This is a genomic window from Streptomyces sp. NPDC005878, assembly GCF_040629815.1.
GTDB lineage: Bacteria > Actinomycetota > Actinomycetes > Streptomycetales > Streptomycetaceae > Streptomyces.
This window is the reverse complement of record NZ_JBEXWK010000008.1, coordinates 20,850-40,888: the sequence shown is the minus strand read 5'-3', so window position 1 is coordinate 40,888 and position 20,039 is coordinate 20,850. Positions and strand designations below refer to the sequence as shown.

The window sequence follows — 20,039 nt, the reverse complement described above, 5'->3', positions numbered from 1 at the left end:
CCCCCTCATGAGCAACCGTCTGCGCACCTTCGGCAGCCGCACCGCCGGACCGGGTCGGCCGGTGTACGTCACCGGTGAGATCGGCATCAACCACAACGGTGACCTGGGCAACGCCCTCGCCCTGATCGACGCCGCCGCCGACGCCGGCTGCGACGCCGTCAAGTTCCAGAAGCGCACCCCGGAGATATGCACCCCGCGCGACCAGTGGGACATCGAGCGCGACACCCCGTGGGGCCGGATGACCTACATCGACTACCGCCACCGGGTGGAGTTCGGCGAGTCGGAGTACCGCGCCATCGACGAGCACTGCGCCAAGCGCGGGATCGACTGGTTCGCCTCCCCGTGGGACACCGAGGCTGTCGCCTTCCTGGAGAAGTTCGACCTGCCCGCCCACAAGGTCGCCTCCGCCTCGCTCACCGACGACGAGCTGCTGCGCGCCCTGCGCGCCACCGGCCGCACCGTCATCCTCTCCACCGGCATGTCCACCCCCCGGCAGATCCGGCACGCCGTCGAGGTCCTCGGCAGCGACAACATCCTGCTCTGCCACGCCACCTCCACGTACCCGGCCCGGGCCGAGGAGCTCAACCTGCGGGTGATCAACAGCCTGATGGCCGAGTACCCCAACGTGCCCATCGGCTACAGCGGCCACGAGACGGGCCTCCAGACGACCCTCGCCGCCGTCGCCCTCGGCGCCACCTTCGTCGAGCGCCACATCACCCTGGACCGCGCCATGTGGGGCTCCGACCAGGCCGCCTCCGTCGAGCCGGGCGGCCTGGCGCGCCTGGTCCGCGACATCCGCACCATCGAGGCCGCGCTCGGCGACGGCGTCAAGAAGGTCTACGAGTCGGAGCTCGCCCCGATGAAGAAGCTGCGCCGGGTCCCCGGGGTCGTCGCCGAGGCCGACGCCGAGACGGCCGGCGCCGACCGCGCGCCGGTCTCGGTCTGAGCCGGGGCCGGCCGCCGTGCCTCGGGACACCTCCGCCACGATCGCCTTCGTGGAGAGCCCGGTCCAGCTGCTCAACGTGCTGGAGTGGGCCCACTCCACGCGCCCGCTCCTGAACGGCGTACCGGCCCAGCGGTGCGGCCCGCGGGGCGCGGCGGCCGGCCACGACGACCTCACCGTCGTCGTCCTCTCGCCCACCGACCCGATGTCCCGCGGCCAGCTGCGCCGGATGGCGGAGCTGGCCCGCGAGGAGGGCATGCGGGTGCGCTGGGAGGAGGCCCGCGGCGGGCCGAGCGCCCCCCTGCGCACCATCGGCGGCCTCTCCTCGCTGCTGCGCCGCGCGGAGCGGATCGTCATCGGCGACCCGTTCTCGCGCTACGTCCAGCTGCTCCTCACCGTGGCGCGCGCCCGTGACCTGGTCGTCGTCGACGACGGCACCGCCACCATGGAGTTCGTCGCCCAGCTCGGTAGCGGCGAGCGGCTGGTGCGCTGGCACCGGCGCGGCAGCCGGGCAGGGGCGCGCGATCTGGTGTTCGCCCCCTTCGCCGCCTCGGCGCGCCGTCGCCTCACCCCGGCGCCAGGCCGTACGGTCGAGGTGTTCAGCGCCATGCCCGTCCAGGCGCCGGAGGCGGTCACGGTCACCCCGAACACCTTCGGCTGGACCCGGGCCCGGTTCGGTCCCCCGCGCATCACCAAGGGCGCCGACATGGTGGGCACCTCGCTGGTGGAGACGGGTGTGGTCGACCCCGACCGCTATCAGGAGGCGGTCGCGGCCCTGGCCCGCACCCACGGCGCCACCCGGTACTTCGCCCACCGCCGCGAATCCCCGGACAAGCTGCGCACCCTGCACCTGCGGACCGGCCTCGAGATCGTCCGGCCGGACCTGCCGCTGGAGCTCATCGCCCGCCGGGGGCCCGTCGGGCGGACGATCCTCAGCTTTCCCTCGACCGTCGTCCACACCCTGCCGCCGGCGCTCGCGGGCACCGGGGTGCGGCTGCTGGTCTGCGACATCGACCCCGGCTGGCTCACCGAGAAGGCCTCGCCGCGCGCCCAGGGCTTCCTCGCGGACGTCACCGGCTCGGCCCGGACCGCCCATGGGCTGCGCATGGTCGCGGCCTGAGCGGGCATCCGCCCACCGGGACGCCGTCCGGTCGCGGCAGAGGCCCGGCCGGGCACCGTCACGCCCCGGCCCGGGGCGGTGCGCCGAGACGGCGCTGAGATCCCTCTGAGAGGGCGCTGGGAAACCGCTGCGACACGCCTGAGAAGCGGGCGGCGAGTTTACCCAGCCAGGAAGGGGGACAACCGCCGGAAGGACAGATTTCTTTCCCCTATCGGGCTGAACTTTTGTTGATCGACGGTTAGTTGGCCCTTGAAGGGGCCTACTCTTCAACAGGTGAACCAGTTGATGTCGCGCGCCTCCGACGAACCCGACGCCGAGCTGCCCGGGGAAGCCCCGCTGCCCGGGTTGCTCCCCGAGCCCCTGCGCGCCGAACTCATCGGCTTCCGCCGGGACTTGCACATGCACCCCGAGCTGGGAAACCAGGAGTTCCGTACCACCGCGGCGATCAAGAAGCGCCTCGAGGCGGCCGGGCTGAAGCCCCGGGTCCTCGACAGCGGTACCGGACTCCTGTGCGATGTCGGCACCTGGAAGGGGGGACGGCCCATGCTGGCGATCAGGGCGGACATCGACGCCCTGCCGATCCCGGACGCCAAGGTCAACACGCCGTACCGCTCCACGGTCCCCGATCGGGCGCACGCCTGCGGACACGACATCCACACCACCACCGTGCTCGGCGCCGGTCTCGTCCTGGCCGACCTCGAACGGCAGGGCCTGCTGCCCAACCCGGTCCGGCTGGTCTTCCAGCCCGCCGAGGAGGTGCTGCCGGGCGGCGCCACCGACGCGATCCGCTCCGGCGCGCTCGACGGCGTGGGCAGGATCATCGCGGTGCACTGCGACCCGCGCGTGGACGCGGGCCGCATCGGGCTGCGGACCGGGGCGATCACCTCGGCCTGCGACCGGCTGGAGATCACCCTGGACGGGCCGGGCGGCCACACCGCCCGCCCGCACCTGACCACCGACCTGGTGACCGCCGCCGCCCGGGTGGTCACCGACGTGCCCGCGCTGCTCGCCCGCCGCATCGACGCCCGGGCGGGGCTCGCCGTCACCTGGGGCCGGATCGACTCCGGGCACGCCTGCAACGTCATCCCGATGCGCGCGGAGCTGGCCGGAACCGTGCGCTGCCTGGACCTGGAGGCGTGGCGGGAGGCGCCCGACAAGGTGCACGCCGCGATCTACGAGGTCGCCACTCTGCACGGGGCGAAGCCCGAGATCAACTATGTCCCCGGCGTGCCGCCGGTGGTCAACGATCCGGCCGTTGCCGAACTCCTGCGCGACGCTCAGACGGCGCGCCGAGGGCCCTATTCGATCGAGGACACCGAGCAGAGTCTGGGTGGCGAGGACTTTTCGTGGTACCTGGAGCGCGTGCCGGGCGCGATGGCCCGTCTCGGCGTCCGCACCCCGGGGTCCAACGCCCGCCTTGACCTGCATCGGGGTGATTTCGACGCCGATGAGGCCGCCATCAAGGTCGGTGTGGAGCTCTTCACTGCCGCTGCGCTGCTGGAAGGACACCGTTCGTAACCGGACACTTCATCGTCTGTTCGCGGCGATTCGATAACGGCTTCCGAACAGGTCTTTACGCGACATCTACGCGCGTTACGATCCGACGCGAAACCAGCGCCGGTAGGGGCGCTCTCGGTTCGTTTTGAAGGGACCTCCTCGTGCGCCGGGTATCCAAGATCGCTGCGGCCGGTATCGCCACCGCCGCCCTCGCTCTTTCCGCCACCGCGTGTGGCAGCACGTCCTCCGAGAAGGACAAGGACTCCTCCGCGTCGTCCAGCGCGGGCGGCAAGGGCGTCAAGGTCGGTGTCGCGTACGACGTCGGCGGCCGTGGCGACCACTCGTTCAACGACTCCGCCGCGCGCGGCATCGACAAGGCCAAGGGCGAGTTCGGCGGTGAGATCAAGGAGCTGACGGCCAAGACGACCGACACCGAGGCCGACCGCGTCGAGCGCCTCACGCAGCTCGCCCAGGCGGGCTACAACCCGGTCATCGGCATCGGCTACGCCTACGCCAACTCGATGAAGCAGGTCGCCGCCAAGTTCCCGAAGACCAGCTTCGGCATCGTCGACTCGGTCGTCGAGGGCGCCAAGAACGTCGACAACATCGTCTTCACCGAGGAGCAGGGCTCCTACCTGGCCGGTGTCGCCGCCGCCCTGAAGACGAAGACCGACCACGTCGGCTTCATCGGCGGTGTGGACGTTCCGCTCATCAAGAAGTTCGAGGCGGGCTTCGTCCAGGGCGTCAAGGACACCAAGCCGGGCGTCAAGGTCGACCCGCAGTACCTGTCGCACGGTTCGGACACCTCCGGCTTCGCCAGCCCCGACAAGGGCAAGGCCGCCGCGCAGGGCATGCTCGACAACGGCGCCGACGTCGTCTACACGGCCGCCGGCTCCTCCGGCAACGGCGCCATCGAGGCCGTCGCGGGCAAGAAGGGCGCCTGGGCGATCGGTGTCGACTCCGACCAGTACAACCAGGCCTCGCTGGCCAAGTACAAGTCCTCGATCCTGACCTCGGTCGTCAAGAACGTCGACATCGGCGTCTACGACCTGGTCAAGTCGGTCAAGGACGGCAAGCCGCTGACCGGCACCAACAGCTACCCGCTGGCCAAGGACGGCGTGTCCCTCGCCACCAGCGGCGGCTTCATCGACGACATCAAGGCCAAGCTCGACGAGGCCAAGAAGAAGATCGTCGACGGCCAGATCAAGGTCAAGACGACCCCGTGATCCGGGCCGTGACCCGGCCCCCTCGCGGGGGCCGGACCGCGTCACGGCACTGAAGCAGTGACGGGCTCGGCGGGGAGGGAGAGCCCCCTCCCCGCCGAGCCCATAACGATGTGTCAACTCTACGCGCGTAGGCGGGAGTTGGCGCGCTAGCGTCACCACGCCCTCTGCCCCCACCCCCCTCCTTCTCGTAGGAGAGTGCGCCATCAACGCGTCCAGTCCTCCCGCCGTCGAACTGCGCGGCATCACCAAACGATTCCCCGGCGTCGTCGCCAACAAGGACATCGACATCACCGTCAAGAAGGGCACCGTCCATGCCCTCTGCGGTGAGAACGGTGCCGGCAAGTCGACCCTGATGAAGATCCTCTACGGCATGCAGAAGCCGGACGAGGGAACCATCACCGTCGACGGCGAGCAGGCGGTCTTCCACAGCCCCGCCGACGCCATCGCCCGTGGGATCGGCATGGTGCACCAGCACTTCATGCTCGCCGACAACCTCACCGTCCTGGAGAACGTGGTCCTCGGCGGCGAGAAGCTGTACGGCATCGGCGCCAAGGCCCGTAAGAAGATCAAGGAGATCTCGGACGCGTACGGCCTGGGCGTCCGTCCCGACGCCCTGGTCGAGGACCTCGGTGTCGCCGACCGCCAGCGCGTGGAGATCCTCAAGGTCCTCTACCGCGGCGCCCGCACCCTCATCCTCGACGAGCCGACGGCCGTCCTGGTCCCGCAGGAGGTCGAGGCGCTCTTCGACAACCTGCGCGAGCTCAAGGCCGAGGGCCTGACGGTCATCTTCATCTCCCACAAGCTGGGCGAGGTGCTCTCGGTCGCCGACGACATCACCGTCATCCGGCGCGGCACCACGGTCGGCACCGCCGACCCGAGGAACACCACCACCAAGCAGCTCGCCGAGCTGATGGTCGGCAGCGAGCTCCCGTCCCCGGAGACCCGCGAGTCGACCGTCACCGATGTGCCGATGCTCAAGGTGGAGGAGCTGAAGCTGGCCGCCACCGACCCCGACGGCGTGGTGCGCGAGGTGCTCTCCGGAGTGTCCTTCACCATCCACAAGGGCGAGGTGCTCGGCATCGCCGGCGTCGAGGGCAACGGCCAGGCCGAGCTCGTCGAGGCCATCATGGGCATGCGCGACCCGGACGGCGGTGTCATCACCCTCGACGCCACCGACATCTCGCACGCGCCCACCCGCAAGCGCCGCGAGGGCGGCATCGGGTACATCCCCGAGGACCGCCACCGCCACGGCCTGCTCCTGGAGGCCCCCCTCTGGGAGAACCGCGTCCTCGGCCACGTCACCGAGCGCCCCAACTCCAAGGGCGGTCTGCTCGACAACAAGGCCGCGCGCGCGGACACCGAGCGCATCGTGCGCGAGTACGACGTGCGCACCCCGGGCATCGAGGTCACCGCGGCCTCGCTCTCCGGCGGCAACCAGCAGAAGCTGATCGTCGGCCGCGAGATGAGCCACAACCCCAAGCTCCTGATCGCCGCGCACCCCACCCGGGGCGTGGACGTGGGCGCACAGGCGCAGATCTGGGACCAGATCCGCACGGCCCGCCGCGAGGGCCTCGCGGTGCTGCTGATCTCCGCCGACCTGGACGAGCTGATCGGCCTGTCCGACACCCTGCGGGTGATGTACCGCGGCCGCCTGGTCGCCGACGCCGACCCCGCCACGATCACCCCTGAGGAGCTGGGCTCCGCCATGACCGGCGCCGCCGCCGGCCATCTGGAGCACCACGACAGCACCGGGGGAGAGGACCGATGAAAAAGTTCACCCAGCGCATCGACAGGGAGAAGCTGCTCCTCGCGATCGCGGCCCCCGTGCTCGCGGTGGTGGCGGCGCTCGTCGTCACCGCCCTGGTCATCCTGGCCACCGGCAAGAACCCGATGCCCGCCTTCGACGACATGCTGTCGTACGGCTCCGCCAGCGACAGCCAGGTCTACATCCTCAACAAGGCGACGACGTACTACCTCGCGGGCATCGCGGTGGCCGTCGGCTTCCGGATGAACCTCTTCAACATCGGTGTGGACGGCCAGTACCGCATCGCGGCCTTCCTCGCCGCCGTCATCGGCGGCGCGGTCTCGCTGCCGGGCATCGTCGCCATCCCGCTGATGATCCTCGCGGCGATGGTGACGGGCGCCCTGTGGGCGGCCATCGCGGGCGTCCTCAAGGTCACCCGGGGCGTCAGCGAGGTCATCTCGACCATCATGCTGAACGCCATCGCGACCGCGATCATCGCCTATCTGCTCCAGCCCGAGCGGCTCGGCCAGCTCGACCAGGCGGGCACGCTCGTCTCCACCAAGCCGCTGCCGCACAGCTCCTGGTTCTTCCACATCGACAACGGTGACGCCGGTCAGATCTGGGGCTTCGTCGTCATCGCGGTGCTCGTCGGCCTGGCCTACTGGTTCGTGCTCGGCCGCACCCGCTTCGGCTTCGACCTGCGGGCCGTCGGCCAGTCCGAGTCCGCGGCCGCGGCCAGCGGTGCCAACGTCAAGAAGATGATCATCACCAGCATGATCATCTCGGGTGCGGTGGCCGGTCTGGTCGGTCTGCCGACGCTGCTCAACGACAGCCACCAGTTCGACAACAGCTTCCCGCTCGGCCTCGGCTTCACCGGTATCGCCGTCGCGCTGCTCGGCCGCAACCACCCGGTGGGCGTCGCGCTCGCCGCGCTGGTCTGGGGCTACCTGGAGCGCACCACCGGCCACTTCGAAGTCATCGGCTACGACAAGGAGATCCTCGGCGTGATCCAGGGCGTCATCGTCCTGTGCGTCGTGATCGCGTACGAAGTCGTCCGCCGCTACGGCCTCAAGCGCCAGCAGCAGCGCGTCGGCGCCGAGCTCGCGGCCCAGGCCGCCAAGAAGCAGGAGGTGACGGCATGAGCGTCACGACGACCCCCGCCAAGACCCCGCCGCCCCCGGCCGGGCTCAAGGGCAACGCCAAGCGCACGTTCTCCCTGGCGCAGATCCTGATGATCATCGCGGGCGCGCTGATCCTGGTCTCCGCCGTGCGCGTCATCACCGGCGCCGACCAGCTGACCTCCACCGGCCAGATCAGCGCGGCCCTCGGCCTCGCGGTGCCGATCGGCCTCGCGGGCCTCGCGGGCCTGTGGTCCGAGCGGGCCGGCGTGGTCAACATCGGCCTCGAAGGCATGATGATCCTCGGCACGTTCGGCGCCGGCTGGGTCGGCTGGCAGTCCAGCCCCTGGCTCGGCCTGATCGCGGGCGTCGGCTTCGGCGTGCTGGGCGGCCTCGTCCACGCGGTCGCCACCATCACCTTCGGCGTCGACCACATCGTCTCCGGTGTGGCCGTCAACCTGCTCGCGCTCGGCGCCACGCAGTACATGGCGAAGCTCTTCTTCAACGAGGGCGACGCGGCGGCCAAGGGCGGCAACCCCAAGCAGTCGCCGCCCGCCGAGTCCCTGCCCGACTTCACGGTCCCGGGCCTGTCCTCCGGCCTGGAGTCGATCCAGAAGCACCACTGGTTCCTGGTCTCCGACCTCGCCGGGATCCTCGGCGGTGTGGTCACCCACGTCTCCTGGGTCACCGTCATCGCCGTGCTGCTCTTCGTGGGCACCTGGTGGGTGCTGTGGAAGAGCGCGTTCGGCCTGCGGCTGCGCTCCTGCGGCGAGAACCCGATCGCCGCCGAGTCCCTCGGCGTCAACGTGTACTCGTACAAGTACGCGGCGGTCGCCGTCTCCGGCGGTCTCGCCGGTCTCGGTGGCGCGTTCCTCGCGCTGGTCACCTCGCACATCTACCTGGAGGGCCAGACCGGCGGCCGCGGCTACATCGGTCTCGCCGCGATGATCTTCGGTAACTGGCGGCCGGGCGGACTCGCCATGGGCGCGGGCCTCTTCGGCTTCTCCGACGCGCTCCAGCTGCGCAACGGCGGCACCACCGTCCACGCGCTGCTGCTCCTGCTCGTGATCCTCCTCGTCGCCCTGGCGGCCTGGAAGGCGTACCGGAAGGCGATGGTCCAGGCGGCGGTCAGCGCGGTCGTGGCCGCCGCGATCCTGGTCTGGTACCTGGTCACCGACGACGTCCCCAGCGACTTCGTCGGCGCCACGCCGTACGTCGTCACCCTGCTCGTGCTGTCGCTCTCCGCGCAGCGCCTGCGGATGCCCAAGGCCGACGGCATGCGCTACCGCAAGGGCCAGGGCAAGTGACGCCGGACGCCCCCGCCGCCCCCGCCGTCGACTGGGAGGCCCTGCGCGAGGCGGCCCGGGACGCCATGTCCCGGGCGTACGCCCCGTACTCGGGCTACCCGGTCGGCGCGGCGGCGCTCGTGGACGACGGGCGCACCATCACCGGCTGCAACGTAGAGAACGCCAGTTACGGCCTCGGCCTGTGCGCGGAGTGCGGGCTGGTCTCGGCGCTGCGGCTCGGCGGCGGTGGGCGCCTGACGCACTTCGTGTGCGTCGACGGCCACGGCGCCGTCCTGGTGCCCTGCGGCCGCTGCCGCCAGCTGCTCTTCGAGCACGGCGGACCGGACCTGCTGCTGGAGACCCCGGACGGTGTCCTGCCGCTGACGGCGATGCTCCCGCAGGCCTTCGGGCCGGACCACCTCACGCAGGACCCCAAGTAACCACCGCGGCCCCTCCGTTGCTGATCAGCCAGGGAGGGGCCGCATCCGTCAGACCTCTCTATGCGCGTAGAGTCGCGTATACCGTACGGACGAACCGCACTTGCCGGAAGGAATGCCATGGACGTCATCTCCGTCATCCGCACCAAGCGAGACCGGGGCGAGCTGAGCCCGGAGCAGATCGACTGGGTCATCGACGCCTACACCCGGGGTGTCGTCGCCGACGAGCAGATGTCGGCGCTGGCCATGGCGATCCTGCTCAACGGCATGAACCGTACGGAGATCGCCCGCTGGACCGCCGCGATGATCGCGTCCGGCGAGCGCATGAACTTCGACGCGCTCTCGCGGCCCACCGCCGACAAGCACTCCACCGGCGGCGTCGGCGACAAGATCACGCTGCCGCTCGCCCCGCTGGTCGCCGCGTGCGGCGCGGCCGTGCCGCAGCTGTCCGGCCGGGGCCTCGGCCACACCGGCGGCACCCTGGACAAGCTGGAGTCCATCCCCGGCTGGCGCGCGCTGCTCTCCAACGAGGAGATGCTGAACGTCCTGGACACCACCGGCGCCGTCATCTGCGCGGCGGGCGACGGACTGGCCCCGGCCGACAAGAAGCTCTACGCGCTGCGCGACGTCACCGGCACCGTCGAGGCCATCCCGCTGATCGCCTCCTCGATCATGTCCAAGAAGATCGCCGAGGGCACCGGCTCGCTGGTCCTCGACGTCAAGGTCGGCACCGGCGCCTTCATGAAGACCATCGAGGACGCCCGCGAGCTCGCCTCCACCATGGTCGCGCTCGGCACCGACAGCGGCGTCAAGACCGTCGCGCTGCTCACCGACATGTCCACCCCGCTCGGCCTCACCGCGGGCAACGCCCTCGAAGTGCGCGAGTCCGTCGAGGTGCTGGCCGGTGGCGGCCCCAAGGACGTCGTCGACCTCACCCTGGCGCTCGCCCGCGAGATGCTGGACGCCGCCGGGATCAAGGACGCCGACCCCGAGAAGGCCCTCGCCGACGGCTCGGCCATGGACGTGTGGCGCCGGATGATCGCGGCCCAGGGCGGCGACCCGGACGCCACCCTGCCGGTCGCCCGCGAGCAGCACGTCGTCACCGCCCCCGCCTCGGGCGTACTGACCCGCCTCGACGCGTACGACATCGGCGTCGCCGCCTGGCGCCTGGGCGCCGGCCGGGCCCGCAAGGAGGACCCGGTGCAGGCGGGCGCGGGCGTCGAGCTGCACGCCAAGCCGGGCGACACGGTGACGGCGGGCCAGCCGCTGCTCACCCTGCACACGGACACGCCGGAGAAGTTCGACTACGCCCTGAAGACGCTGGGCGACTCGTACGACATCGCCCCGGCGGGCACCTCGTTCACCGCGAACCCGATCGTGCTGGACCGCATCGCCTGACCCCCGCACGGGCCTGCCCCGGGTTCCGCACGGACCCGCCCCCGGTTCCGCACGGGCCTGCCCCGGGTTCCGCACGGACCCGCCCCGGGTTCCGCACTGACCCGCCCCGGCCGATGACTTTCCCGGCCGGGGCGGGTCTGTCCGCATGTGAACCCCATTCGACCCGCGCTCCTCGTCGTCCCGTCGCCGCTGGCCCTCGCCGACGTCCCCGCGCTGTGCGCGCGGCTGCGGTCGCTGTACGCGGCCGGGGCGCGGGAGGTGGTGTGCGACGTGGGCGGGCTCGTCCGGGCCGATCTGGCGGCGGTGGAGGCGGTGGCCCGGCTCCGGCTGACCGCGCGCCGGGCGGGTGGGGGGTTGTCGCTGCGGGGGGTGGGGCCGGGGTTGGCGGCGCTGCTGCACCTCACGGGGCTGACGGAGTAACCGTCCCGGGGTGCATGGTGTTTGTCTGCGGGTGGTGGGTGGCTGGTCGCGCAGTTCCCCGCGCCCCTGAACGGCCCGGTCTTCGCCCGCGGGTCGGTGGTCGGTTGCTCGCGCAGTTCCCCGCGCCCCTGAACGGCCCGGTCTTCGCCCGCGGGTCGGTGGTCGGCTGCTCGCGCAGTTCCCCGCGCCCCTAAACGGCCTGGTGTTTGTCTGCGGGTGGGTGGTGGGCTGGTCGCGCAGTTCCTCGCGCCCCTGAACGGCCCGGTCTTCGCCCGCGGGTCGGTGGTCGGTTGCTCGCGCAGTTCCCCGCGCCCCTCAAAGCCCATGGCTGAGCTGGGTTCTCCGGCTGCGGCCGACTACCCAAGGGGCGCGGGGAACGGCGCGAGCAACCCTCCACGGTCCGCAGACGAACGACGGTTTTAGGGGCGCGGGGAACTGCGCGAGCAACCCAGCACGGTCCGCAGACGAACGACGGTTTTCAAGGGCGCGGGGAACTGCGCGAGTGAGTCGGCACGGGCCGCAGGCCAGTGCGGGGTTGGGGGCGCGGGGAACTGCGCGAGCAACCCAGCACGGGCCGCAGGCGAACGACGGTTTTTCAGGGGTGCGGGGAACTGCGCGAGTGAGTCGGCACGGGCCGCAGGCCAGTGCGGGGTTGGGGGCGCGGGGAACTGCACAAGTGGCCGCACCCCCACTTCCCGCAGACGAACCCGCGCCGCTTCACCCCTCCCCGAGCGTCGGCGGCAGGCCGAAGAGGGGGAACCACCGCGCCGTGTCCAGGAACGCGTTGAGGCCGACTATCTTGCCGTCCGCGATCTCCACGACCTGGAGCGCCCACGGCTCATGCCGCCCCCCGGGCCCGCTCGCCCGGTACTGCCCGAACGCGGGCGTCCCGTTGGCGACCGTGGGGACGAGGCGCGAGCCCCGGCAGTCGGCCCCGGGACCCACATGCCAGGCCACGATGTCCTCGGGACCGCTGAGCCACAGGTCGTACGGCGGCATCGACAGCGTCGCGTCCTCGTGCAGCAAGGACGTCAGGGCCGACATGTCGTACCCCTCGAACGCCGCCACATAGCGGGCCAGGAGCTTCTGCTGGTCCTCGTCGAGCGGGTCCGCCGCGTCCGAGGCGCGCGGCTCCGACTCCGCCAGCGTCGAACGCGCCCGCTGGAGCGCGCTGTTGACCGACGCCACCGTCGTGCCCAGCAGCTCGGCCACCTCGCTCGCCTTCCAGGCGAGCACCTCGCGCAGGATGAGCACCGCCCGCTGCTTGGGCGGCAGATGCTGGAGCGCCGCGACGAAGGCGAGCCGCACGCTCTCGCGCGCGACCGCCGTCTCGGCCGGGTCGTCCACGGCCGTCGGCAGCACCCGCGCGTCCGGCACCGGCTCCAGCCAGGTGACCTCCGGGCGCGAGCGCAGCACGGCCGAGGACGCCGTCTGCGGGGCCGTCAGGTCCATCGGGCGGGCCCGCTTGCCGCTGGCGGTCAGCATGTCCAGGCAGACGTTGGTCGCGATCCGGTAGAGCCAGGACCGCAGGGACGAGCGGCCCTCGAACTTCTCGTAACTCCGCCACGCCCGCACCAGCGTGTCCTGTACCGCGTCCTCCGCCTCGAAGGCCGAGCCGAGCATCCGGTAGCAGTACCCCGTCAGCTCGGTCCGGTGCTTCTCCAGACGGGAGTCGAGGTCCGTCGCCACCGCAGGATCCGCCGTCCGATCACCCATCGCGTCCACCCCAGATCGCCCATGTGCTCCAGCTCTTCGGAAGCTACAGGAGCCCACTGACAATCGCGCATCGGGCGGACGTCTCAGCAGGTCACACGGGGTGCGCCGAGGCACGTCGCGGTGCGGCGCCGCTCGGTGCGGGCGGCGTGGCTGCCGTACAGCGTCACCGAGACGACGCCCAGGACGGCGAGCAGGCCGAGCAGGACCGTGGCGGCCCAGCCGCCGGCGTGGAAGGCGACCGCGCCCAGGGTGCCGCCCGCGCTGCTGCCCAGGTAGTACGCGGACTGGTAGAGCGCCGACGCCTGGGCGCTGCCCGACTTCGCGGTGCGGCTCACCGAGGAGGAGGCGACCGCGTGGCCCGCGAAGAAGCCCGCGGTGATCAGGACCAGGCCCGCCAGGACCGCCGCCAGCGAGTCGAGCAGGCTCAGCACCAGACCGGCGGCCGTGGTGGAGACGGCCAGGTACAGCGCGCCCCGGCGGCCGAGCCGGGCCACCAGCGTCCCGGCGCCCGCCGAGGAGACCGTACCGACCAGGTACACCAGGAAGATCGAGCCGACCACGCCCTGCGGGAGGTGGAAGGGCGCGGCGGTGAGCCGGTAGCCGATGACCGTGTAGACGGCGCCGAAGACCGTCATGAAGAGCGCGCCGATCGCGTACAGGCGCACGAGCAGCGGGTCCGCGAGGTGGCCGCGTACGGTGGCGGCCAGCGCGCGCGGGTCCAGGGGCGCGGGCCGGAAGTGGCGCGACTTCGGGAGCAGCAGCCGGAAGACCACCGCGCACCCGGCCGCCAGGAGTCCGACGGCGGCCAGCGCCGCGCGCCAGCCCCACGCCTGGGCCACCCAGCCGGTGAGGATGCGGCCGCTCATGCCGCCGATGGAGTTGCCCGCGACGAACAGGCCGATCGCGGCGACCAGCGCCTTGGGCCGCACCTCCTCGGCGAGGTAGGCCATGGCGGAGGCGGGCAGTCCCGCCAGGGCCGCGCCCTGGACCGCCCGCAGCGCCACCAGCCAGCCCACGGTGGGCGCGAACGGGACGAGCAGCCCCACGCCGACCGCGACCACCAGCGAGACCGTCATCGTCCGGGACCGCCCGAACCGCTCGGACACCGCGCTCAGCGGCAGCACGCACAGCGCCAGCGCGCCGGTCGCCGCCGACACGGTCCAGCTCGCCGCGGAGGCCGTCGCCCCCAGGTCCCCGGAGATCAGCGGGAGCAGCGCCTGGGTGGAGTAGAGGAGGGCGAAGGTGGCGACCCCGGCCGCGAAGAGCGCGAAGCTCATCCGGCGGTAGCCGGGGGCACCCGGGGAGAGCTGGTCGGGGGACGGCGCGGTGGAGGCACCCACGGTGGCGGGTGCCCCGGTACTGGCGGGAGGCATGGTTCGACCGTAGGCCCGGGAGATTTATGCGTCCAATGCGTGGAGCGCGCATAATCGATCCACGTACGCATAAGCACAGCTCAGGCGGGTGTCTGTCATTGAACAGTAACGAAGAAGACATGGTCGCGGTACTCGCGCCCCGCCTCGCGTACTTCGCCGCGGTCGCCCGGCACGAGCACGTCACGCGTGCGGCGCAGGAGCTCGGCGTGCCCCAGTCGACGCTCTCGCGCGCGATGGTGCGGCTCGAAGAGGACCTGGGCGTCACCCTGTTCGCCCGCCGGGGCCGCACCGTCTCGCTGACCCCTGCCGGGCGCACCTTCCTGGCCTCGGCCGAACGCTCCCTCGCGGAGGTCGGGCGGGCCGCCGAGTCGGTGCGGGCCGACGCCGACCCGGCGACGGGCAAGGTCGCCTTCGGTTTCCTGCACACCATGGGCTCCGAGACCGTCCCCGGCCTCATCCGGGCCTTCCGCGTCACCCACCCCCGGGTGCGCTTCACGCTGGTGCAGAACTACGGCGAGGCCATGATCGAGCGGCTGCGCGCCGGGGACCTCGACCTGTGCCTCACCTCGCCGGTGCCCGACGCGCCCGACCTGGTGGCCCGCCGCCTGGACGAGCAGCGGCTGCGCCTCGTCGTCCCCGACGACCACCGCCTCGCGGCCCGCAAGCGGGTGCGGCTCGCGGAGGCGGCCGAGGAGACGTTCGTGACCCTGGAGCCCGGCTACGGGCTGCGGCGCATCACGGACGACCTGTGCGCCCAGGCCGGGTTCACGCCCCGGGTGGCCTTCGAGGGCGAGGAGGCGGAGACCCTGCGCGGCCTGGTGGCGGCGGGCCTGGGCGTGGCCCTGCTGCCGCCGCCCGCGGTGGCCCGCCCGGGCGTGGTCGAGCTGACGGTGACGGCACCCCGGGCGGTCCGCGAGATCGGGGTGGCCTGGCTCGACGGCCACCCCGACACCCCTCCGGTGGCCGCCTTCAAGGCGTTCCTGCTGTCGCGGCGGGGGCAGTTGCTGCCGGTCTGAGAGCCGGTCCTCGCACCCCCGCCCTCCGCCCGGACTGCGGAGGTTCGAGCCGGGCCCTGAACCCCCGCCCTCCGGGCGGACGACAGGGGTGCGAGGCGGGCTCGAAGCGTCCGTACGGCCCGCTATCCGCCCAGCGACTTCCCGAAGCCCGCCGCGAGCGGCATCCGCAGCCCCAGCGGCGGCGGGGCGGCCAGGGCATCGGCGACGGGACGCGCGTACGCGTGCGCGAAGAGCGACCCCTTCACGAAGTCGGCGGCCAGCGCCAGGACTTCGGGGCGGTGCTGGCGCAGCCCGTGCCCGTCGGAGTGGACCTCGAAGCGGCAGGTGTCGCGGTTGGCCTTCTTCGCGCGCGCGGCGAGCCGGAAGGACAGCTCCGGGTCGCAGCGCGCGTCATTGGTGCCGTGCACGATCAGCACCCGCCGGCCCACCAGTTGCCTCACCGGCTCCGGCTCGGCCGCCACGTCCTCCTCCGGCAGCCAAGGGGCCAGCGCCAGCACGCAGTCGACGGCCTCGTGCCCCGCCGCGCGCAGCGCCGCCCGCCCGCCCATCCCGTGCCCGGCCAGACACACGGGTACGTCCCCGTACCGGCGCACCACCTCGTCCGCGGCCCATTCGGCGTCCGCCGCGAGCAGGGCGTCGCCGCCGTTCCAGCCCCGGCCCCGGTAGCGCACCGGATGGGCCACCAGACCGTCGGCCCGGCCCGCCCGGGCCAACCGCCGTGCCAGCGGCAGCGCCGAGGCGTAGGCGAGGGGGGAGGGGCGGCGCGCCGAGACGGGGTCGCCGTCCGGCAGCACCAGCACCACACCGCCGACCGAGGAGCCGGCGCCGGTCGCGCCGACGGCCCGTCCGAGCCGGGCAGCAGGCAGGGAAGTCGCATGCTGTGCCATGGCAGAACAGTCTCAGAAGCCGACGTGTACTCCACCCGTCCGCGCAGTCACTGTTACGTATCGGCAACCCGGAGACTCCCGGCGATCTACGCGCGTAGGGGCTAGCATGCGCAGATGACGAGCCAGACCACCGACGTACCGACCCCGGACCAGATCCGCCGCGCCCCGAAGGTGCTGCTCCACGACCACCTCGACGGCGGTCTGCGTCCTGGCACCATCATTGAGATCGCCGAACAGACCGGGTACACCAACCTGCCCGAGACCGAGGCCGACAAGCTCGGCATCTGGTTCCGGGAAGCCGCCGACTCCGGTTCCCTGGAGCGGTATCTGGAGACCTTCGCGCACACCTGCGCCGTCATGCAGACCCGCGACGCGCTCTTCCGCGTCGCCGCCGAGTGCGCGGAGGACCTGGCGCAGGACGGAGTCGTCTACGCCGAGGTGCGGTACGCGCCGGAGCAGCACCTGGAAGGCGGGCTGACCCTCCAGGAGGTCGTGGAGGCGGTCAACGAGGGCTTCCGGGAAGGCGAGCGCCGGGCCCGCGCCGACGGCAACCGCATCCGTGTCGGGGCGCTCCTGACCGCCATGCGGCACGCCGCCCGCGCCCTGGAGATCGCCGAACTCGCCAACTCCTACCGGGACTCGGGCGTGGTCGGCTTCGACATCGCGGGCGCGGAGGCGGGCTTCCCGCCCACCCGCCACCTGGACGCGTTCGAGTACCTGAAGCGGGAGAACAACCACTTCACCATCCACGCGGGCGAGGCCTTCGGCCTGCCGTCGATCTGGCAGGCGCTCCAGTGGTGCGGCGCCGACCGGCTCGGCCACGGCGTGCGGATCATCGACGACATCGAGGTCGCCGAGGACGGCACCGTGAAGCTGGGGCGGCTCGCCGCGTACGTACGGGACAAGCGCGTCCCGCTGGAGATGTGCCCGACCTCCAACCTCCAGACGGGCGCCGCCGCCTCGTACGCCGAACACCCGATCGGGCTGCTGCGCCGGCTCCACTTCCGCGCCACGGTCAACACCGACAACCGGCTGATGAGCGGCACCAGCATGAGCCAGGAATTCGAGCGGCTGACCGAGGCGTTCGGCTACACACTCGACGACATGCAGTGGTTCACCGTCAATGCGATGAAATCAGCGTTCATTCCTTTCGACGAACGCCTCGCCATGATCAACGACGTGATCAAGCCCGGCTACGCCGAGTTGAAATCCGCGTGGCTGTTCAAGCAGACCGCTGCGACCAGCGGTTCTACCCCGCCGATGGGCTGATCGGGACAAGGGTCCGCACGGCCGGGAATGGCAAATCCCGGCCGTTTCCCCTGGTTTCACGTGTTTGCGGGGCGCGCGGCGGTCTGACTAGCTTGCAGAGCCGCTCACATCCCCTTCCCTAGGATGAATCCCAGATGAAGCAGTCTGCCGTCAAGACGCTCGGTGCCGCCGCTCTCGGTGTCGCCTTCGCCGCCGCTGCCGCCGGTACGGCCTCCGCCGCGCCCGCCGTCGCCGGGGTCCCCGAGCTTCCCGCCCTGCCCGGCCTGACCAAGACGCTGCCCGTCGAGAGCGTCACCAAGACGCTCCCCGAGGGTGCCCCGCAGTCCCTGACCTCCGGTCAGCACAAGCCGGGCAAGGGCGCGTCCACGCCGGCGGGCGCGGACCCGGTGGGCGGCCTTCTCGGCGGCCTGCCCGCCAGCGGTCTGCCGACCAGCGGCCTGCCGCTCGGCGGCGCCGGTCTGCCCGGCCTCGGCGGCTGATGGCGCGAACGTACCGTCAGTCGGTGCGTGGAGGCCTTGTGGTGGGGCGCACATCCGGTCTCGGGTGTGCGCCTCGCCGCGTCTGTGTCAGGATCGCGGCTCGAACGCAGACCATTGACAGGTGAGTAGGGTTCCACGATGCGTGTGAAGGCGACTGGACTCGCCGTGCTGTCGGCGTCGGCGCTGCTCCTCACCACCGCGTGCGGCTCGGGCGCCGCCTCGGACGACAAGGCCGCGGCGCGCGCCTCCCACCCCTCCTCGACCCCGGCCACCGCCCTCCAGCGGGCGGCCCTCGCCCAGGGCGACGTGCCCGGCTACCAGGTCTCCGCCGGCACCACCGCCCGGAACCGGACCCGCCCGCGGGCCGACCGCCGCCAGTGCCAGCCGCTCGCCGACGTCATGGGCGACCGGCCGGACCCGCGGGCGCGCGAGACGGTCGACCGGGGCCTGGGCTCCCAGCGCAGACTCGGCCTCGCGGTCACGGCCACGCTCAGTACGTACGCGCGCCCCGACGCGGAGAAGCTCGTCGACGACCTGCGCGCGGCGGTCGCCGCCTGCCCCGGCTTCACGGCCGACCTGGGCGCGACGGCCTCCACGTACGCGCGCGTGAAGGCCCGGCCGTACCGGATCGGCGGCGACGAGTCGGTGAGCTGGTCGGCGTCGTCCACGCAGGTCGGCGTGGACACGCCGGTCCATGTCGTCGTGGTGCGCCAGGGCGCGACGGTCGTACGGTTCATGACGCTCAACCTCGGCGCGCCGTCCCGGGGCGGGGCGCAGGAGCTGGTGGAGGTGCCGAGGGACGTGGCGGACCGGCAGGTGGAGAAGGTGCGCCGGGTCCTGGGCTGACCCGCGGAGCCGGGGCCTCACCAGGCGGCGCTGTGCGTCCGCTCCTTGGGCAGGAGGATCCACAGCGCGATGTAGAGCAGGAACTGCGGGCCGGGCAGCAGGCACGAGAGCACGAAGATCACGCGCATCGTGGTGGCGGAGGTGCCGAAGCGCCGTGCCAGCGCGGCGCACACCCCGCCGATCACGCGTCCGTCGCGGGGGCGGGCAAGGGTGGCCATGGGGACTCCTTCGGGCTGAGGGCGGTGTCGTTCGCCTGGTGTCGTTCGCTTCTCAACCCTGCCGCCGGGAACCGGGCAAAGCGTCGGACTACGGGGCGATCCCGACCCTGGGAATCGTCGGGGTACGACCCTGAGCCACGGCGGGTACGGACAGCTCGCGCCCCAGACGCCGCCGCAGCGCGATCCGCCCGGCGGGCACCACGGCGATATGCGCCAGCGCGGCCCCGGCGGTGTTCAGCAGCAGCGCGTCCACGTCGGCGACCTGACCGGGTACGGACGTCTGCACCAGGGCGATGCCGAGGGAGACGAGCGCCGCGGCGGCGGTCGTGCGCAGGAGGGAGGCGACGGGGGAGACGTCGAGGCGCCCGCCGACGAGGGGGAACAGCACCCCGAGCGGCGCGAGCAGCAGCAGCCCCTCCCCGATCCGGCTCACCGCCTCGACCCACCCGAGCGCCAGGTCGGCGCGGATGCCGGCGAGCGGGGTGAGGTTGGGCGCGGTCACCCACATGACGTCACGGGGACGCAGGGTGAGACACGCGACGAGCGCCATGTACGCGAAAAGAAGAGCGGAGCCCGCCACGCGGAACCGGCTGGCGGTGGGGTTCCGGAAGGCGATGGGGTTGCGGTTGCCCAGGGCATGACGCTGTTGCACGAGGGCGAAGACGCGCGGGGGCGGGGGAACGGTTCCGGGGCCGGTTCGCCTCGTCTGCGGGGGCGCCCTGGGGGGTTGGGGTGGCTCGGGTGCGTGTTGCGTTCGTCTGCGGGTGGTGGGTGGCTGGTCGCGCAGTTCCCCGCGCCCCTAGGGGGTACGGGGTGCCCGGAACAGCAGGTTCAGCCGCCCGGCGCGTCCCGAGCGAACCCCGGACGCCGCCCAAGGGGCCGCAGGCCCCTCCAGGGGCGCGGGGAACTGCGCGACCAGCCCCGGCCGGTCTGCGGACGACGGGATCCGGGGGGCGGAAGCCCTGTGGGATGGGCCGTAGGCCCTTCAAGGGGCGCGGGGAACTGCGCGATCAGCCCCGGCCGGTCTGCGGACGACGGGATCCGGG

The 20,039-nt window shown here is 72.2% G+C and carries 19 protein-coding genes; 14 read left to right on the top strand and 5 right to left on the bottom strand.

Annotation, left to right across the window (positions count from 1 at the left end; translation table 11 throughout):
• The first annotated feature begins 7 nt into the window (after positions 1 to 7).
• The 10 genes from ABZ404_RS15005 to ABZ404_RS14960 all read left to right on the top strand — a co-directional run bounded on the left by ABZ404_RS15005 (position 8) and on the right by ABZ404_RS14960 (position 11,189).
• Positions 8 to 946: an N-acetylneuraminate synthase family protein gene (locus tag ABZ404_RS15005; RefSeq protein WP_358831731.1), complete on the top strand. Its 939-nt coding sequence runs from the start codon at positions 8 to 10 to the stop codon at positions 944 to 946.
• A 16-nt stretch (positions 947 to 962) separates the two neighbouring features.
• Entirely contained in the window at positions 963 to 2,063 is a 1,101-nt protein-coding gene (locus ABZ404_RS15000; RefSeq protein ID WP_358831730.1) for a hypothetical protein, read from the top strand.
• A gap of 285 nt (positions 2,064 to 2,348) precedes the next feature.
• Positions 2,349 to 3,581 carry an amidohydrolase gene (locus tag ABZ404_RS14995; protein WP_358831766.1) on the top strand — a complete coding sequence of 411 codons (1,233 nt, stop codon included), beginning with the start codon at positions 2,349 to 2,351 and terminating at the stop codon, positions 3,579 to 3,581.
• A 140-nt stretch (positions 3,582 to 3,721) separates the two neighbouring features.
• Positions 3,722 to 4,786, top strand: coding sequence for a BMP family ABC transporter substrate-binding protein (locus ABZ404_RS14990; RefSeq protein ID WP_358831729.1), 1,065 nt, complete (start codon positions 3,722 to 3,724; stop codon positions 4,784 to 4,786).
• A gap of 232 nt (positions 4,787 to 5,018) precedes the next feature.
• Entirely contained in the window at positions 5,019 to 6,554 is a 1,536-nt protein-coding gene (locus tag ABZ404_RS14985; protein ID WP_358831765.1) for an ABC transporter ATP-binding protein, read from the top strand.
• Positions 6,551 to 7,672, top strand: coding sequence for an ABC transporter permease (locus tag ABZ404_RS14980; RefSeq protein ID WP_358831728.1), 1,122 nt, complete (start codon positions 6,551 to 6,553; stop codon positions 7,670 to 7,672). The genes ABZ404_RS14985 and ABZ404_RS14980 overlap by 4 nt, the downstream gene beginning before the upstream one ends.
• Entirely contained in the window at positions 7,669 to 8,955 is a 1,287-nt protein-coding gene (locus ABZ404_RS14975) for an ABC transporter permease (RefSeq protein WP_358831727.1), read from the top strand. Before ABZ404_RS14980 ends, ABZ404_RS14975 begins: the two co-directional genes overlap by 4 nt.
• Positions 8,952 to 9,374: a cytidine deaminase gene (locus tag ABZ404_RS14970; protein ID WP_358831726.1), complete on the top strand. Its 423-nt coding sequence runs from the start codon at positions 8,952 to 8,954 to the stop codon at positions 9,372 to 9,374. The genes ABZ404_RS14975 and ABZ404_RS14970 overlap by 4 nt, the downstream gene beginning before the upstream one ends.
• Positions 9,375 to 9,491: 117 nt before the next feature.
• A complete protein-coding gene (locus tag ABZ404_RS14965; RefSeq protein WP_358831725.1) occupies positions 9,492 to 10,769 on the top strand; it encodes a thymidine phosphorylase in 1,278 nt (425 codons plus the stop codon).
• 147 nt (positions 10,770 to 10,916) lie between these two features.
• Positions 10,917 to 11,189 carry an STAS domain-containing protein gene (locus tag ABZ404_RS14960; RefSeq protein ID WP_358831724.1) on the top strand — a complete coding sequence of 91 codons (273 nt, stop codon included), beginning with the start codon at positions 10,917 to 10,919 and terminating at the stop codon, positions 11,187 to 11,189.
• 717 nt (positions 11,190 to 11,906) lie between these two features.
• Here ABZ404_RS14960 and ABZ404_RS14955 read toward each other — a convergent pair.
• Positions 11,907 to 12,905 carry a sigma-70 family RNA polymerase sigma factor gene (locus tag ABZ404_RS14955; protein WP_358831723.1) on the bottom strand — a complete coding sequence of 333 codons (999 nt, stop codon included), beginning with the start codon at positions 12,903 to 12,905 and terminating at the stop codon, positions 11,907 to 11,909.
• 83 nt (positions 12,906 to 12,988) lie between these two features.
• On the bottom strand, positions 12,989 to 14,278 hold the full coding sequence (locus ABZ404_RS14950; protein ID WP_358831722.1) for an MFS transporter: 1,290 nt from the start codon (positions 14,276 to 14,278) through the stop codon (positions 12,989 to 12,991).
• A gap of 119 nt (positions 14,279 to 14,397) precedes the next feature.
• Here ABZ404_RS14950 and ABZ404_RS14945 point away from each other — a divergent pair, with 119 nt between their 5' ends.
• Positions 14,398 to 15,294 (top strand): LysR family transcriptional regulator, encoded by an 897-nt coding sequence (locus tag ABZ404_RS14945; RefSeq protein WP_358831721.1) that lies wholly within the window; start codon positions 14,398 to 14,400, stop codon positions 15,292 to 15,294.
• Positions 15,295 to 15,416: 122 nt separating this feature from the next.
• Here ABZ404_RS14945 and ABZ404_RS14940 read toward each other — a convergent pair whose 3' ends face one another.
• Positions 15,417 to 16,181 carry a prolyl oligopeptidase family serine peptidase gene (locus tag ABZ404_RS14940; RefSeq protein WP_358831720.1) on the bottom strand — a complete coding sequence of 255 codons (765 nt, stop codon included), beginning with the start codon at positions 16,179 to 16,181 and terminating at the stop codon, positions 15,417 to 15,419.
• Between the two features lie 114 nt (positions 16,182 to 16,295).
• Between ABZ404_RS14940 and ABZ404_RS14935 the strand changes: the two genes are divergently transcribed.
• From ABZ404_RS14935 to ABZ404_RS14925, 3 genes are all read left to right on the top strand, one after another.
• Positions 16,296 to 17,450, top strand: a complete 1,155-nt coding sequence (locus ABZ404_RS14935) for an adenosine deaminase (protein WP_358831719.1) — start codon at positions 16,296 to 16,298, stop codon at positions 17,448 to 17,450.
• A gap of 134 nt (positions 17,451 to 17,584) precedes the next feature.
• Positions 17,585 to 17,929 carry an ATP-binding protein gene (locus ABZ404_RS14930; RefSeq protein ID WP_358831718.1) on the top strand — a complete coding sequence of 115 codons (345 nt, stop codon included), beginning with the start codon at positions 17,585 to 17,587 and terminating at the stop codon, positions 17,927 to 17,929.
• Between the two features lie 138 nt (positions 17,930 to 18,067).
• Positions 18,068 to 18,775 carry a hypothetical protein gene (locus tag ABZ404_RS14925; RefSeq protein WP_358831717.1) on the top strand — a complete coding sequence of 236 codons (708 nt, stop codon included), beginning with the start codon at positions 18,068 to 18,070 and terminating at the stop codon, positions 18,773 to 18,775.
• Between the two features lie 17 nt (positions 18,776 to 18,792).
• On the opposite strand, the gene ABZ404_RS14920 is transcribed toward ABZ404_RS14925, so the two are convergent.
• Entirely contained in the window at positions 18,793 to 18,993 is a 201-nt protein-coding gene (locus ABZ404_RS14920) for a PspC domain-containing protein (RefSeq protein ID WP_358831716.1), read from the bottom strand.
• 88 nt (positions 18,994 to 19,081) lie between these two features.
• Positions 19,082 to 19,609: a VanZ family protein gene (locus ABZ404_RS14915; RefSeq protein ID WP_358831764.1), complete on the bottom strand. Its 528-nt coding sequence runs from the start codon at positions 19,607 to 19,609 to the stop codon at positions 19,082 to 19,084.
• Positions 19,610 to 20,039 lie beyond the last annotated feature (430 nt).

What these genes read in the sequence shown, in the direction of transcription:
- ABZ404_RS15005 (WP_358831731.1), top strand. Translation starts at nt 8, where the DNA reads ATGAGCAACCGTCTGCGCACCTTCGGCAGCCGCACCGCCGGACCGGGT.
- ABZ404_RS14995 (WP_358831766.1), top strand. Translation starts at nt 2,349, where the DNA reads ATGTCGCGCGCCTCCGACGAACCCGACGCCGAGCTGCCCGGGGAAGCC.
- ABZ404_RS14980 (WP_358831728.1), top strand. Translation starts at nt 6,551, where the DNA reads ATGAAAAAGTTCACCCAGCGCATCGACAGGGAGAAGCTGCTCCTCGCG.
- ABZ404_RS14975 (WP_358831727.1), top strand. Translation starts at nt 7,669, where the DNA reads ATGAGCGTCACGACGACCCCCGCCAAGACCCCGCCGCCCCCGGCCGGG.
- ABZ404_RS14965 (WP_358831725.1), top strand. Translation starts at nt 9,492, where the DNA reads ATGGACGTCATCTCCGTCATCCGCACCAAGCGAGACCGGGGCGAGCTG.
- ABZ404_RS14955 (WP_358831723.1), bottom strand. Translation starts at nt 12,905, where the DNA reads ATGGGTGATCGGACGGCGGATCCTGCGGTGGCGACGGACCTCGACTCC.
- ABZ404_RS14950 (WP_358831722.1), bottom strand. Translation starts at nt 14,278, where the DNA reads ATGCCTCCCGCCAGTACCGGGGCACCCGCCACCGTGGGTGCCTCCACC.
- ABZ404_RS14945 (WP_358831721.1), top strand. Translation starts at nt 14,398, where the DNA reads ATGGTCGCGGTACTCGCGCCCCGCCTCGCGTACTTCGCCGCGGTCGCC.
- ABZ404_RS14940 (WP_358831720.1), bottom strand. Translation starts at nt 16,181, where the DNA reads ATGGCACAGCATGCGACTTCCCTGCCTGCTGCCCGGCTCGGACGGGCC.
- ABZ404_RS14935 (WP_358831719.1), top strand. Translation starts at nt 16,296, where the DNA reads ATGACGAGCCAGACCACCGACGTACCGACCCCGGACCAGATCCGCCGC.
- ABZ404_RS14930 (WP_358831718.1), top strand. Translation starts at nt 17,585, where the DNA reads ATGAAGCAGTCTGCCGTCAAGACGCTCGGTGCCGCCGCTCTCGGTGTC.
- ABZ404_RS14925 (WP_358831717.1), top strand. Translation starts at nt 18,068, where the DNA reads ATGCGTGTGAAGGCGACTGGACTCGCCGTGCTGTCGGCGTCGGCGCTG.
- ABZ404_RS14920 (WP_358831716.1), bottom strand. Translation starts at nt 18,993, where the DNA reads ATGGCCACCCTTGCCCGCCCCCGCGACGGACGCGTGATCGGCGGGGTG.